The following is a 14,188-nucleotide window of genomic DNA, read 5'->3' as shown; positions in this document are numbered from 1 at the left end:
GTCAGGGCTTGTCCGGCAATTCGCGCGCCCGGCGGGAATTGTCGGACAAACCCTGCCGGGTCGGCGTCAACTCGCCCTGGAGAGCACATCCTTGGCGGCCGGTCCGACGCTGCCTATCACCCGGCGGGCCAGTGAGCGGGGCGAGGTGAGGAAGCCGAAGCCCCAGCTGAGGTGCATGGTGGCGAGCGCCACCGGCAGCATCGCCCTGGCCTTGAAGGACAGGCCGCGGCCGCCGACCAGCCCGCCGCCGAGGATACCCAGCAGGTACGCGCCGGGCACCGCGAGGAGGGCCGGGTGGACGGCGACGCCCAGCACCAGCCCGAGGGTGACGGCCAGCAGGGCGGTCGGCGGGGCCAGGTAGCGGAGGTTGACCGAGCCGCGGTGGTAGCGGGTGACCACCCGGCGCCAACGGCCGTAGTCCTTGTACTGCTTGGCCAGCGCCTTCACCGACGGCCGGGGCCGGTAGGTCACCTTGAGCTGCGGGGTGAACCAGACCAGCCCGCCGTCCTGGCGGATCCGGTAGTTGAGCTCCCAGTCCTGGGCGCGGATGAACTCCTCGTTGTAGCCGCCGAGCTTCTCCAGCACCTCGCGCCGGAACACCCCGAGGTAGACGGTGTCCGCCGGGCCGGCCAGGCCGCCGGTGTGGAAGGCGGCGTTGCCGACACCGATCTTGGAGGTCATCGCGGCGGCGACCGCGTTCTCCCACTCGGTCTCGCCCTCGGCGTGCATGATGCCGCCGACGTTGGCGGCGTCCATCTCGTCGAGCAGCCGGACCGCGGTGGTGATGTAGCCGGGGGTGAGCAGCCCGTGGCCGTCCACGCGCACCACTATCGGATGGCGCGAGCCGCGGATCGCGGCGTTCAGCCCTGCGGGGGTGCGACCGGTGGGATTCGGCACGGTCCGTACCCGCGGGTCCTCCGCCACCAGTTCGGCCGCGATCTCCGCGGTCCGGTCGGTGGACGGACCGAGGGCGATCACCACCTCCATCGGCCCGGGGTACTCCTGGTCCAGGATGCGCCGGACCGCCGTCCGCAGGTGTCGTTCCTCGTTGAGCACCGGCATGATCACGGAGACAGCCGGCAGCTCCTCAGCAGCCTTGGTGTTCATCGGGGCCAACCGTACCGGTGCGGACACGTCTCCGTCTTGTCCCGGTCTGGGCCGCTGCACGCAGCCCGCGACGCCCGGTTGGACTCCTTGATCACGTCCACCGTACTCCGCTCCGCGTACGGGCCCGCAGCCGGGTCGGAACGGGCGGTTTCCGGAGGACGGGACGGAGCCCGGGAGAGCGCCCCCGGCGGGGTTCGGCGGCGGCCGCGCGGGTTCGGTGCAGGTTCGGCGCAGGTTCAGAGCAGGTGGTGAACGATGGTGAAGAGCGCGTAGCCGGCCAGCGACAACCGGTTCAGCAGGTGCTGCGGGCCGCCCAGCCGGTCCGGCAGCGACCGGTGCGGACGCAGGTCCGGCCGGTGGGCGGCGGTCGCGACGGCCCGGGCCAGCTCGACCGGGTCGTAGCGGTCCCCGAAGTGTCCGGCCAGCCAGGCGGCCGGGCGACTGCCGACGGTGACCTCCTCACCCGAGCGCAGCTGGACGGTGAGCAGGTTGCGGTGGACGGCGGCCGCGTTGATCTCCTGCCACCGGAAGGTCCGGGTGCGCAGCGCGGTGGCGATCCGCAGGCCGTCCCGGTCGGCGACCATCTGCCAGGAGAGGGTGCGGCCGCAGGCGAGGATCGCCACCGTGCCGGTCAGGAGCGGGTGCACCAGGCCGCCCCACCAGCCGCTCCGGCCGAGCAGCACGACCAGGCCCGCGAGCAGCAGGGCGGGCACCGGACCGGCCACCGCCCGCAGCGGCAGCGGCATCTCCCAGCGCCGGGCGGGCACCGGTTCGGCGTCCGGCCCGGCCGCGGGGGCGGCGGCCACCGTCTCGGCGGTCAGGGCGGCGACGGCCAGTTCCCGCTCCCGGTAGCCCTCGGTGCGCCGGCCCGGCCGCGGGGCCCGGGCGGCGGGGGCGACCACGGCCGCCACCCAGCGCGGGTCGTGGTCCAGCAGTCCGGGGCGGACCAGGAGCTGCTGCTCCGGCCCGTCGGGCCCCCGGTACAGCACGGCCGGCACGCTCCGGCCGGCGCGGGCGAGCCAGGCGGCGGCCTGCTCCGGGGTCAGCCGTTCGAAGACGTCCCCGGGCTCCTCCTCTTCCTCGTCGTAGGAGACTTCGAGTTCGAGGTGGTCGGCGTCGTCGTCCTCGGTCTCCAGGTGTTCGGGCACCCAGGCCGGGCCCTCGCCGTCCGGGGCGCCGTAGCGGGCCCAGCGGTAGCGGTCGCGCTCGACCAGCCGCCAGAGCGCGGGGCCGTCCGGCGGGCCGTCCAGCGGCTGCACCAGCAGGTCGCCCTGGGCGTCGGCGCGGACCCGGACGGCGAGGGCGGGCGCGGAGCCCGCGAAGGGGGGCCGGGAGCGGCGGGCGTTCGCGGTGGCGGCCGAGCCGAGCAGCAGCAGGCCGGGCAGGGCGAGCAGGCCGCCGGCGGTCAGCGCGCCGGTGAGGTCGTAGTCGTCGCCGGCGGCGCGGACGGCGGCGCCGTCCACCAGCAGCGGGACGGGCTCGCCGGGCTGCGGCGGCCGGGCCCACCAGACGTCCAGCCGGGCGGTGCGTTCCGGGCCGCCGCCGGGCGGGTGGAAGCGGACGGTCAGGGCGCCGTCCTGGTCGGTGTCGCCCGCGGTGCCGGTGACCTGGTCGGCCCGTTCGGCGCTCGCCTGCTGCCGGGCCTGCCCCCACAGCCCGTACAGCGGGAACGCCAGGGCGGCGGCGAGCAGCAGTGCGCCGAGCGCGCGGCGCAGCACCGGCGGGCCGTCGGGGTGGACGGGCGAGGGCGCTCCGGCGGCGGTCCAGGGGAAGGGGACGGGCGGGGCCATCAGTTCGTCGAGCTGCTGGCGGGCGCGGCGGCGGCCGAGCTCGGCGCCGATCAGCGCGGCGGAGAGCAGCAGGTGGAGCAGGACGGCCGTCCAGCGGCAGAGCGGGGTGACCAGGCCGTGCGGGGCGTACCAGAGCACCGCGAGGACGGCCGGCGGGACCAGCGCCCGGCCGCGGAACCGGCCGGCCAGCAGGACCACTTCGGCGAGCACCGACCAGGCGGCCAGCGAGGAGCCCCAGGTGTCCCGGCAGACGCCTTGGACGTTGCAGTCGCCGGGGGTCGGCTCCACCGCGGTGGCCAGGATCACGAAGGCGGCCGGCAGCAGCGCCGACCAGCGGCTGTCCAGGCGCCAGGCGGTGCGGGCGGCGCGCCAGCGGGCGGCAGCGGCGGCGGTGAGGGGCGCGGCGCTGGGCAGCGGCGGGGCGTCCGGGGTATCCGGGGCGAACATCGGACGATCATCTCAGTCGGCCTGGGGCGGCCCGTGCCGCAGGGGCCGGGTGCTGCCCGCACCCGGCCCCTGCCCCCCGTTCCCCCCTCGGCGGCCCCCCACCGCCGGGTCCTGCGGCCCGCGCCGCCCGGTCAGTCCGCCTCGACGGCCCCGGTCGATCCGTCTCGATGGCCCCGGTCAGTCCGTCGCGATGGCCGCGAGGACGTTCATCCGCCCGGCCCGGAAGGCCGGGACGAGGGCGGCGACCAGTCCGATCACCACCGAGGCGACCAGCGTCACCGCGAGCGTGGTCGTCGGGACGGAGAGCGTGGCCAGGCCCTGGTCGCGCAGCACCCGCTGGGCGGTGACGCCCCAGGCCAGCCCGAGCCCGGTGCCCAGGACCGCGCCGAACACCGAGATCACCACGGCCTCCAGCCGGATCATCCGGCGCAGCTGGCGGCGGGAGAGCCCGATCGCCCGCAGCAGGCCGATCTCCCTGGTCCGCTCGACCACCGACAGCGCCAGGGTGTTGACCACCCCGAGCACGGCGACCGTGATGGAGAGGCCGACCAGGCCGTAGATCAGGTAGAGCAGGGTGTTGACCTGGGACTGCACGACCTCCTTGTAGCCGGCCTGGTCCTTGATGGTCAGCTGCGGGTACTCCTTGAGCGCGCCCTCCAGGGCGGTCAGCGTCTTCGCGACGTCGGCTCCGGAGGAGGCCTTGGCGAAGAACGTCCAGACCGGCGGCTGCTCGTCGGCGGGCACGGCCCTGGCCATGGTGTCGAAGTCGACGAAGGAGCCGTCGCCGAACAGCGAGCCCTTCGCGAACACGGCGCCCACCGGCAGCACCTGGGTGCGGCCCTTGCCGTAGGCGACGGTCACCTGGTCGCCGACCTTCAGGCCGTGGTCCTTCGCGAAGGCCTCGCCGATCCCCAGCTCGCCCCGCCCGATCGCGTCCACCGAACCGGCGGTGACCGGGAGGTGGAAGTCGGTGCCGAAGAAGGCGGGCGGCGCGGCGGTGAGGTTGGTCTTCGCGCTCCGGCCGTCCGGCAGCTGGAGCTTGGGGTTGAAGAACTTCTGGGTGGTGACGTGGTCGATGCCCGGGGTCCGGCGGACGGCGTCCAGCATCTCGGGGGTGATGGAGGTGCGGCCGCCCTGGACGATGTAGTCCGCGCCCACCGACCGGTCGATCTGCGCGTTGGCCGAGGTGACCGTCGAGGCGCTGAACACCGAGGAGCCGATCACCAGCGCCAGTCCGATCATCAGCGCGGCGGCGGTGGCCCCGGTGCGACGCGGGTTGCGCATCGCGTTTCGCTGGGCGAGCCGGCCGGACGAGCCGAACAGCGCCGGCAGCAGCGCGCCCAGCACCCGCACCACGGCGGTGGCCAGCAGCGGGCCGAGCACCACGAAGCCGATCAGGGTGAGCAGCACGCCGAGACCCAGGTACTGGCCGCCGGTGGCCGCCTTCTGCGCCTGCGCGGCCAGCACCAGCAGACCGCCGCCGCCCGCCGTCAGGACGAGGCCGACCACCGTGCGGACCAGGTTGGCGCGGCCCTCGGCCGGCGTGCCGTGGTCGCGCAGGGCGGCCATCGGCGCGATCCGGCTCGCCCGGCGGGCCGGGACCCAGGCCGCCACCAGGGTCACCACGATGCCCAGGGCGTACCCGGCGAGGAACACCGTCGGACCGATCTTCAGGTCGCCCGCGTCGAGCTTCATGCCGATCGCGTTCATCAGCTTGATCAGGCCGACCGCGATGCCCAGACCGGCCGCGACCCCGAGGGTCGAGCCGAGCACGCCGAGGATCAGCGCCTCGACCAGGACCGAGCGGTTCACCTGCTGGCGGCTGCCGCCGATGGCGCGCAGCAGGCCGATCTCCCGGGTGCGCTGGGCGACCAGCATCGAGAAGGTGTTGATGATCAGGAAGCAGCCGACGAACGCCGAGATGAGCGAGAAGCCGAGCATCGCGTTCTTCATGAAGCCGAGGCCGCTGCCGATGCTCTTGGTGTTCTCGTCCTTCTGCTCGGCCGCGGTCTTGACCTGGTAGCCGGCGCCCAGCTCGGCCAGGGCGTCGGCCTTCAGCCGGTCGTTGCCGCGGCTGCCGTCGCCGAACGCCTCGACCGAGGTGTACGCCTGCTCGCCGAGCAGCACCTGCTGGGCGGTCGGGGTGTCCAGGAAGGCCAGCGCCGCACCGGGGTTGGTGGTGGTGAAGGAGGCGATGCCGGAGATCGTGAACTCGTGCCGGCCGTCGGCGTTGTCGACCCGGAGCTTGGCGCCGACGCCGAGTCCGGACTTCTTCGCGGTGTCCGCGTCCAGCACCAACTCGCCCGCGTTCCGCGGGGCGTGGCCCTGGGTGAGACGCACCGCGCTGCGCGGGGTCTCGGTCCAGTTGCCGACCAGGGTCGGCGCACCGGAGGTCGGGCCGACCAGCTTGTTGGTGGCCGGGTCGACCAGGGTCGCGTTCTCGACCATGACCTGGCCGACCGCCGACTTCACCCCCGGCACCGCGGCGAGCTGCTGTGCGGCCGCCACCGGGACGGTCCGCGGCTTGTCTGAGGCCTGCTGGTCGTCGTCCTCGGCCGGCTTGGGCGGCTGGACGGAGACGTCGGAGGCGGTCGCGGCGAACAGCTTGTCGAAGGTGCTGGTCGCGGTGTCGGAGAAGACCAGGGTGCCGGAGACGAACGCGACCGACAGCATCACGGCGATCAGGGAGAGCACCATGCGGCCCTTGTGGGCGAAGAAGCTCCGCAGAGCGGTCTTGAGCAGCATCTGTCCCGTCCCGCCCGCTCAGCTGGTCCGCTTGCCGTCGAAACGGCGCATGCGTTCGAGGACGGAGTCGGCGGTGGGCGCGTGCATCTCGTCGACGATCAAGCCGTCGGCGAGGAACAGCACGCGGTCCGCGTAGCCCGCGGCGACCGGGTCGTGGGTCACCATCACGATGGTCTGGCCCAGTTCGTCGACCGAACGGCGCAGGAAGGTGAGCACCTCGGCGCCGGCCCGGGAGTCCAGGTTGCCGGTGGGCTCGTCGCCGAAGATGATCTCGGGCCGGGCGGCCAGCGCCCGGGCCACCGCGACGCGCTGCTGCTGACCGCCGGAGAGCTGCGCCGGGCGGTGCTTGAGCCGGCCGGCCAGGCCGACGGTCTCCACCACCTGGTCCAGCCAGGCCTGGTCCGGCCGGCGGCCGGCGATGTCCATCGGCAGCGTGATGTTCTCCAGCGCGGACAGCGTCGGGAGCAGGTTGAACGCCTGGAAGATGAAGCCGATCTTGTCCCGGCGCAGCCTGGTCAGCTGCTTGTCCTTGAGGCCGGTGATCTCGGTGTCGCCGATCCAGATCCGCCCGGCGCTGACCGTGTCCAGGCCGGCCAGGCAGTGCATCAGGGTCGACTTCCCGGAGCCCGACGGGCCCATGATCGCGGTGAAGCGGCCGCGCTGGATGTCGACGTCCACCGCGTCGAGCGCGGTGACCCTGGTCTCGCCCGCGCCGTACGCCTTGCTGACCCGGCGGGCCGCGGCGGCGACGGCGGGCGCGCCGTCGGGAAGCTGGGGGTCGTACACGGCTGTGGCTGCCGTCGTCACTGGAGTCTCCTAAGAAGTGGGCCCGACCGTCGACCCCGGCCGGCCCCTCCGTGCGCGGGCATGCCGCAGGACGCGGGCATGGCGCAGGAAGGGTCGTCGACCGGGAGTTGACCCCACCCACCGGGCCCGGCGGGCGCCGGCTCCCGGGAGAACCTCGCCCCTCGTCGGCACGAGCGGGGACGTCCACAACGTTATGAGCAACGGCGGGCACGCTCGTCATCCGCCGGAATGAAGCCGCCCGACCAAGGATCTACGGGGCGCGGCGCCCCTCCCCCTAGGGGGTGCCGCGGCCCGTCTCGGGGACGCCCCGTACGGGGTCCGGGCCCCGGTTCCTCAGCCGGTCAGCGCCGGTGCGGCCAGCCGCTCCAGGGCCTGCGCGAAACCCTCCACGACCGGGGCCAGCAGGGTGTCGGTCTCGCGCTCGACCAGGGTCGTCCCGTCCTCCCTGGTGGTGATGTGGCGGTCGAGCACGAACCAGCCCTGGGTGATGTGGCCGGCGCCCATCGAGCTGAGCACCGGGCGCAGCGCGTAGTCCACCGCCAGCACGTGCGCGGGCGAGCCGCCGGTGGCCAGCGGCAGGACGGCCTTGCCGGCCAGCGCGTACTGCGGGAGCACGTCCAGCAGGGCCTTCAACAGGCCCGAGTAGGCGGCCTTGTAGACGGGGGTGCCGATCACGACGCCGTCCGCCCGGGCGAACAGCTCGGTCACGGCGACGATCTCCGGGTGGTCGAAGTCGCCCGACAGCAGCGCGTGCGCGGGCAGGCTGCGCGCCTCGAACGGGACGACGTGGTGGCCGCGGGCCTCCAGCCCGGCGTCGACGTGGCGCAGCAGGCGGGTGGTGCGGGAGGTCGCGGACGGGGAGCCGGAAACGGACAGGACGGTGGCCATGGGGTTCACCTTTGGCTGGAGGCGGGGGCGGCACGACGCGGCGCAGGAGGACCGCTGCGGGTCGGAGCCCGGGAAGGTGTTTCGACGTGCTCGACGTGCTCGACGCGTTCGAGGTGATGTGCTCGGCGTGGGTGGGGTGACGCCGAGGTGGTCCGGTGGGCGCGCTTCAGCCGCGACAGAGCGAACAGGCCACACCACGCCGCAGGTCGACGTGCCGCCGACGCGTGAGTGCCCAACGCTGATCCATACCCGAAATGCAAACACGCTGCGTTCGAACCGGTCAAGAATCGTTTCGCCAGTTGAACGGCGGGTGACGTGACGCGTGGTGACCGGGCTCACGTCGACCCGGCGCCCGCGCCGCCCCGCCCCGTCCCGCCCCACCGTCGTACGGCCGCGCGGAAGTTGCGGCGGAACGATCCGACCCGTGCATCAAAACTGCTACAAGCGACCTGGTGAGTACCCCGGGGGGAGTCAGCACGAGCGGGGTCGGGCATCCTCGACGACATGAACACGTGGCAGGAGGGCCGCCCGGGAGGCGGCGGGAACCCGTACCGAGACGGGAACCCGTATGGGGGCGGCGGCAACGGCGGCGCGTACGGGCGCGGCGGGGGCGGCGGGGCGGCCGAGCCGCCGCTGCCGTCGTCGATGAACCCGCGCGGGCCGGGTGCGCCCGCGCCACGACAGCCGGAGCCGTCGCGGCTCGGCGGCGTCCCGCCGCAGGGTCCGGGCGGGCAGCCCGGCGGCCGTCCCGGGGGGCCTGGTGGGCCTGGGGGCCCCGGTGGTCCTGGTGGTCCTAACGGTCCCGGGGGTCCCGGACGGCCGGGTGGGCCCGGGGGGCCGGGCGGCGCCCAGCCGGGCGGTATACAGACCAAGCGGTGGCCGCGGCGCCGGATCGTCAAGTGGTCGGTCTTCGGCCTCCTGATCGCCGTCATGGTCACCGCCGTCTCGACCTGGTTCTGGGCCGACTCCAAGCTCAACCACGAGAACGTGCTCGCCGACTACCCCGGCCGCCCGCCGGCCGGCAAGGGCACCAACTGGCTGATCGTCGGCTCCGACAGCCGCCAGGGCCTCACCGACTCGGAACAGGACGACCTGCACACCGGTCACGACACCGAGGGCAAGCGCAGCGACTCGATGATGGTCCTGCACGTCGGGGACAACGGAAACACCCTGATGAGCATCCCGCGCGACTCCTGGGTGCCGATCCCCGAGTACAAGAGCAGCAGCGGCAAGACCCTCAAGGGCACCACCTCGAAGATCAACTCGGCCTTCGGCAACGGCGGCGGCCGCCTCCTCGTCCAGACCGTCGAGCTGAACACCGGCATCCGCATCGACCACTACGCCGAGATCGGCTTCGCCGGCTTCGTCGGCATCGTCGACTCCATCGGCGGCGTCGAGATGCACATCGACCAGGACCTCAAGGACAAGGACTCCGGCCTCGACCTCAAGGCCGGCGACCAGACCCTCAACGGCAAGCAGGCCCTCGCCTTCGTCCGCCAGCGCCACCAGATGGCCGACCAGGACCTCGGCCGGATGCGCAACCAGCAGAAGTTCCTCGGCGCCCTCGCCCACCAGGCCGCCTCCCCCGGCACCGTGCTGAACCCGTTCACCTTCTACCCGCTGGTCGACTCCGCCCTCGGCACCCTCATCGTCGACGACGACGCCGGCCTCACCGACCTCGGCTCGCTCTTCCTCGCCATGAAGGACGTCAACGGCGGCGGCGGCAAGACCCTGACCGTCCCGATCGGCAACCCGGACTACCGGACCAAGACCGGGGAGTCGGCGGTGCTGTGGGACGCCGCCAAGTCCAAGCAGGTCTTCGACGCCTTCAAGAACGACACCGCGGTACCGGACATCAAGTAACCCCTTGTGACGTGAAGTAGCCGCGCCGCCACAATGGGTGGATGTCACTCGTCACCGCGCTCGTCTACCGCCGCCGCCACCGCCTCCTGGGCCGCCTGGTCCAGGAGGCGCTCGCGCTCTACGGCATGGAAGTGCCCGCCGCCTGCGAGATCGGGCCCGGGCTCGTCGTGTTCCACCGCGGCTTCGGCACGGTGCTCCACCCGTACACCACCCTCGGCGCCGGCGTGACGCTCTACAACGGGGTCACCATCGGCCGGGCCGACCCGTGGGTGCCGCAGGAACGGAGCGCCATGCGGCGGGTGGTGGTCCAGGACGGCGCGGTGCTGTGCGCGGGCGCCAAAGTGGTGTGCAAGGAGGGCGTGCTCACCGTCGGCGCCGGCACCGTCATCGGCGCCAACGCCGTGCTCACCCGCTCCACCGGGCCCGGCGAGATCTGGGCCGGCGCCCCCGCCCGCAAGGTCGGCCTGCGGGACGGGGCCCGGACGGCGGCCTGACCAGCCGACGGGAGCAGGCCCGTACCGCAGTCGCCTAACCCGCCTGCGGGAGCAGGCCGGTGCCGCACTCGGGGAAGCGGACCAGCCACTCCCCCTCGCCGCCGGCGGCCTCGGTGGCGCCCGCGTAGCCGTAGTGGATCAGCCGCCCCTCGCCGCCCGCCAGCCAGCGGGCGCCGGTCAGGTGCACGGTCAGGGCCGCCGGGCGGTGCGGATCGGGCCGCTCCAGCACCAGTTCGTGCTCGGCCTCGCCCGGCCGGAAGGCCACCGCGGTCTCCGTGGTCGGCCGGCGCGGGCTGCCGCCCTCCCGGTACGTCCAGTACGCGGCCACCGTCACCGTGAGCGCGCCGTCCACGCCGCCGGTGCCCGGCCGCACGTACTCCTCGTCCGGCACCCAGCGCGAGTGGTGGCGGATCTCCTCCGACCCCCAGCGCTCGTCCCAGCGCACCCAGTAGCCCGCCACCCGCTTGACCGTCATGACCTCGCAGGCGACCCGCACCGCGATCCGCGCCGGATTGACCGGCTCGCACGAGGCGAGCGAGACCACCGTCACCTGCTCGTACGTCACCGCGCCGTCGTCGGCGTCCTGTTCCATCGGTGAACCACCTTGCCGGAGTGTCGAGTTCGCCGCGGCTCCGACCGCGCACGGAGAGCCTAGAGCGACCGCGCCGGCGCACGCAGTGATTGCCCGGTTCCGGCCCGCCCGCCCACCCACCCGGCTACCCTGCCCCCGCACTCCGGAAGCCAGTCGAGGCCGAAGTGGTCCAGTCGGGCGACCAGGGCCTACGCCGCCCGCCGGACATGCCGCCTCCGGACACGCCACCGCCCCGGGGTGGGAAGTCGACTGATCAGACTTCCGCGGCCGGGGCGGTGTGCGGTTTCGAACTGATGAACCGGTGACTACTCGACGATGCCGGACTTGGCGATGGTGACCTTCGCCGAGGTGCGGCCGCTCTGCGAGCCGAGCTTCTCGACCGCCGTCACGACGTCCATGCCCTCGACGACCTCGCCGAAGACGACGTGCTTGCCGTCCAGCCAGTCGGTGACGATGGTGGTGATGAAGAACTGCGAGCCGTTGGTGTTGCGGCCGGCGTTGGCCATCGACAGCAGGCCCGGGCGGGTGTGCTTGGCCTGGAAGTTCTCGTCGGCGAACTTCTCGCCGTAGATGCTCTTGCCACCGGTGCCGTTGTGGTTGGTGAAGTCACCGCCCTGCAGCATGAACTGCGGGATCACGCGGTGGAAGCCGGAGCCCTCGTAGCCGAAGCCGTTCTGGCCGGTCGCGAGCTCGCGGAAGTTGCGGGCGGTCTTGGGGACGACGTCGTCGTACAGCTTGAAGACGATGCGGCCCGACGGAACGCCGTCGATCTCGATGTCGAAGAAAACGTTGGAAGCCATGCAGGGATCATGGCACGACCCGTCGGCCGACGCGCGTCACCCCCGGCACGGCGCCGGGTGGCGGTCCCGTGTTATCCGGCCGGTGCGAGGGCCGCGGAAGCTAACATCGGCGTCAGGTTCAAGCGGTCACGGCGACGGGGTGGGCGGCATGCGGATCGGTGAACTGGCCCGGCGGACGGGCGTGAGCGAGCGCTCGCTGCGCTACTACGAGCAGCAGGGCCTGCTGGCCGCCCGGCGGACCGACGGCAGGCACCGGGAGTACCCGGAGCCGGCGGTGGACCGGGTCGTGCTGATCCAGGAACTGTTCGCGGCCGGGCTGCACAGCCGCACGATCTACAAGATCCTCCCCTGCATGCGCGACTCCGACGGCGGCCCGAACGAGGTCGCCACCCCGCTGCTGGTCGAGGAGCTGGCCTCCGAACGGGACCGGATCGACCGGATGGTCACCGACCTGCTCCGCTCCCGCGACGTGCTGGACGAGGTGATCGCGACCGCCTCCGGCCGGCCGCGGGCCGGGGCGGCGGAGGCCGACCCGGTGTAGCCGACGCGGTGTAGCCGACGCGGTGTAGACCCGGGCCCGGGGCTCAGGCCTTCAGCTTGCGCCAGACCGCCTCCAGGGCCGCGATGTCGCCCTCGTCGAGCCGGTCGGTGAAGACCGGCGCGAGGACGGCCCGCCGGGTGGCGTCGGCCTCGGCGAAGGCGGCGCGGCCCTGCCCGGTCAGTTCGATCCGCACAGACCGGGCGTCGGAGGCGGAGGGCGTGCGGGCCACCAGGCCGCGTGCGGCCAGGGCGTCGACCACCCGGGAGACCTGGCTGCGGCTGAGCATCGTCTTCGCGCCCAGGTCGGAGGCGGCGACCGGCTCCTGCTGCCCGTTGAGCCAGAGCATCACCTCGAACCAGGACAGCGACAGCCCGTGCACCCGGGTGAGCTCGCGGTCCACCTGGGCGGCGAGGGTGGTGCCGGCCCAGACCAGGCCGTAGAAGGCGTGGTCCCGCTCGGACAGCGGGCCCAGGGAGAGGTCGGCACGGTTCATGACGTTCATCGTACCGAGGTGCGTGCGCGTGCACGGATTCCGCGCACGCGCACGACCAGGGCGGCCGGGCAGGACCTAGAACGCCTGGTGGTCCGGCTCGCAGACCGTGCCGGGCGGCGGGAGCTCACCGCTGACCAGGTACCGCTGCTCGCGGTCCCAGGCGCAGGCGCTCGGGTTGCCCAGCGCCGTGTGGCCGTAGCCGTGGACGGTCAGCAGGCGGCCGCGGGCGAGGGTGTCGGCCAGCGCGCGGGAGCCTTCGTAGGGCCAGGCCGGGTCGCCGGTGAGGGCCACGACCAGGATCGGCGCGGAGGTCGGCCGGTTCCACGGGCCGGTGTAGCGGTCCCGGGCGGCCTCGGCCGGCCAGGCGGCGCAGCGCTGGTTCTGCCAGACCAGGTACGGGCCGGTGGCGCCCGCACGGGCCCGGGCGAGGGCGGACAGCGCCGGGTAGGTGGTGTCGGCGGCCGGGTCGGCACCGGAGGCGGGCGGGTTGACGGTGTCGGCGCAGAGCGCCCCGAGGGTCTGCGCCTGCTTGGGCTGGCCGCCGGTCGGCAGCGGCGCCGAGGCGTCCGGGGCGGCGGTCCACAGCTGCTGGAGCAGTCCGCCCAGCGCCGGCCAGCCGGTGCCGGGGGCGTTCGGCACCGGGGTGGCGGCGTAGAGCATCGGCAGGACGGTGGAGGCGGTGGAGGCCTGGTCGAAGGTGACCGCCGCCGGCGGGGTGCCGAGCGTCACCGGTGTCCGGCCGAGCCGGTCGAGCAGTTCGGCGAACTTGGCGCGGGTGGCGTCCCGGTTCGCCGCCGCGAAGGCGCAGGCGGTGGGGCCGGCGTCGGCGCACTGGTCGAGGAAGGCGTCGAGGGTGCGGGCGCCGGCGAGGTCGCTGCCGGTGCGCAGGAACGGCGGCAGGGCGCGCTGCTGCGGCGAGCGCCCGGTGGACCAGGCGACCGGGTCGGGGGCGCTGTCCAGCACCATCGCGCGCACCCGAGTCGGGAAGAGGTTGGCGTAGGTGGCGCCCAGGTAGCTGCCGTACGAGGTGCCGAGGTAGCTCAGCCGGCGGTCGCCGACGGCGGCGCGCAGCAGGTCCAGGTCGCGGGCCGTGTCGGCGGTGGAGAGGTGGGCGAGCAGGCCGGTCCGCTCGTTGTCGGCGCACTGGCGGCCGAAGCGCGCGTACGTCGTCGCCCAGGCCGACTCCTGGGCGGCGCCGACCGGGTAGCCGGCCGACAGCCCGGCGAGCAGGCCCTGCTCGGCCGCCGCGTCCGGGAAGCACTGCGGCAGGGTGGAGTCGCCGACGCCGCGCGGGTCGAAGCCGACCAGGTCGAACCGCTCCCGCACCTGCGCCGGGAGCATCCCGTACACGGCGGGCAGCGCCTGGGTGCCGGGCACGCCCGGGCCGCCGGGGTTGAAGAACAGCGAGCCGATCCGGTGCGCCGGGTCGGTCGCGGGGTGCCGGATGACGGCCAGCTCGACGGTGCGCCCGGCCGGGTCGCGGTAGTCCATCGGCACCGTGGCGCGGGCGCAGTCGAAGTCCGGTACGCAGGACCGCCAGTCCAGCCGGGGCACCGGCGCCGCCGGGGCCGCCGGGGCCGCCGGGGCCGCCGGGGCCGCCGGGGCCGCCGCCGCCGAGGCG

Annotated in this window: 12 protein-coding genes; 3 read left to right on the top strand and 9 right to left on the bottom strand. The window is 73.9% G+C overall.

Annotation, left to right across the window (positions count from 1 at the left end; genetic code table 11):
* Positions 1 to 66 precede the first annotated feature (66 nt).
* From ACFWPT_RS34945 to ssuE, 5 genes are all read right to left on the bottom strand, one after another.
* The gene (locus ACFWPT_RS34945) at positions 67 to 1,107 is read right to left on the bottom strand and encodes a glycosyltransferase family 2 protein (protein WP_063349120.1); all 1,041 of its coding nucleotides are present in this window, start codon (positions 1,105 to 1,107) and stop codon (positions 67 to 69) included.
* A gap of 236 nt (positions 1,108 to 1,343) precedes the next feature.
* The gene (locus ACFWPT_RS34940; RefSeq protein WP_380486778.1) at positions 1,344 to 3,344 is read right to left on the bottom strand and encodes a hypothetical protein; all 2,001 of its coding nucleotides are present in this window, start codon (positions 3,342 to 3,344) and stop codon (positions 1,344 to 1,346) included.
* 177 nt (positions 3,345 to 3,521) lie between these two features.
* Positions 3,522 to 6,089 carry an ABC transporter permease gene (locus ACFWPT_RS34935; protein WP_380486776.1) on the bottom strand — a complete coding sequence of 856 codons (2,568 nt, stop codon included), beginning with the start codon at positions 6,087 to 6,089 and terminating at the stop codon, positions 3,522 to 3,524.
* An 18-nt stretch (positions 6,090 to 6,107) separates the two neighbouring features.
* Positions 6,108 to 6,896, bottom strand: a complete 789-nt coding sequence (locus ACFWPT_RS34930) for an ABC transporter ATP-binding protein (RefSeq protein WP_380343698.1) — start codon at positions 6,894 to 6,896, stop codon at positions 6,108 to 6,110.
* Between the two features lie 333 nt (positions 6,897 to 7,229).
* Entirely contained in the window at positions 7,230 to 7,784 is a 555-nt protein-coding gene (gene ssuE / locus ACFWPT_RS34925) for an NADPH-dependent FMN reductase (protein ID WP_063349116.1), read from the bottom strand.
* 930 nt (positions 7,785 to 8,714) lie between these two features.
* Here ssuE and ACFWPT_RS34920 point away from each other — a divergent pair.
* Positions 8,715 to 9,647 carry an LCP family protein gene (locus ACFWPT_RS34920; protein ID WP_244293658.1) on the top strand — a complete coding sequence of 311 codons (933 nt, stop codon included), beginning with the start codon at positions 8,715 to 8,717 and terminating at the stop codon, positions 9,645 to 9,647.
* 41 nt (positions 9,648 to 9,688) lie between these two features.
* Positions 9,689 to 10,141, top strand: coding sequence for a hypothetical protein (locus ACFWPT_RS34915; RefSeq protein WP_063349114.1), 453 nt, complete (start codon positions 9,689 to 9,691; stop codon positions 10,139 to 10,141).
* 34 nt (positions 10,142 to 10,175) lie between these two features.
* On the opposite strand, the gene ACFWPT_RS34910 is transcribed toward ACFWPT_RS34915, so the two are convergent.
* Together ACFWPT_RS34910 and ACFWPT_RS34905 are read right to left on the bottom strand one after the other, a co-directional pair.
* Positions 10,176 to 10,733 (bottom strand): hypothetical protein, encoded by a 558-nt coding sequence (locus ACFWPT_RS34910; protein ID WP_380486773.1) that lies wholly within the window; start codon positions 10,731 to 10,733, stop codon positions 10,176 to 10,178.
* Positions 10,734 to 11,038: 305 nt separating this feature from the next.
* Positions 11,039 to 11,533, bottom strand: a complete 495-nt coding sequence (locus ACFWPT_RS34905; RefSeq protein WP_063349110.1) for a peptidylprolyl isomerase — start codon at positions 11,531 to 11,533, stop codon at positions 11,039 to 11,041.
* Between the two features lie 148 nt (positions 11,534 to 11,681).
* On the opposite strand from ACFWPT_RS34905, the gene ACFWPT_RS34900 reads away from it, so the two are divergent.
* Positions 11,682 to 12,074 carry a MerR family transcriptional regulator gene (locus ACFWPT_RS34900; protein ID WP_380486771.1) on the top strand — a complete coding sequence of 131 codons (393 nt, stop codon included), beginning with the start codon at positions 11,682 to 11,684 and terminating at the stop codon, positions 12,072 to 12,074.
* A 43-nt stretch (positions 12,075 to 12,117) separates the two neighbouring features.
* Here ACFWPT_RS34900 and ACFWPT_RS34895 read toward each other — a convergent pair whose 3' ends face one another.
* Together ACFWPT_RS34895 and ACFWPT_RS34890 are read right to left on the bottom strand one after the other, a co-directional pair.
* On the bottom strand, positions 12,118 to 12,567 hold the full coding sequence (locus tag ACFWPT_RS34895; RefSeq protein ID WP_063349108.1) for a MarR family winged helix-turn-helix transcriptional regulator: 450 nt from the start codon (positions 12,565 to 12,567) through the stop codon (positions 12,118 to 12,120).
* Between the two features lie 75 nt (positions 12,568 to 12,642).
* A partial coding sequence (locus ACFWPT_RS34890; RefSeq protein WP_380486769.1) for an alpha/beta hydrolase occupies positions 12,643 to 14,188 on the bottom strand: 1,546 nt, incomplete at its 5' end.

The sequence above is a fragment of the Kitasatospora sp. NPDC058478 genome (assembly GCF_042720345.1).
GTDB lineage: Bacteria > Actinomycetota > Actinomycetes > Streptomycetales > Streptomycetaceae > Kitasatospora.
The sequence above is the reverse complement of the archived record's forward strand: the minus strand, read 5'-3'. Positions and strand labels throughout refer to the sequence as shown.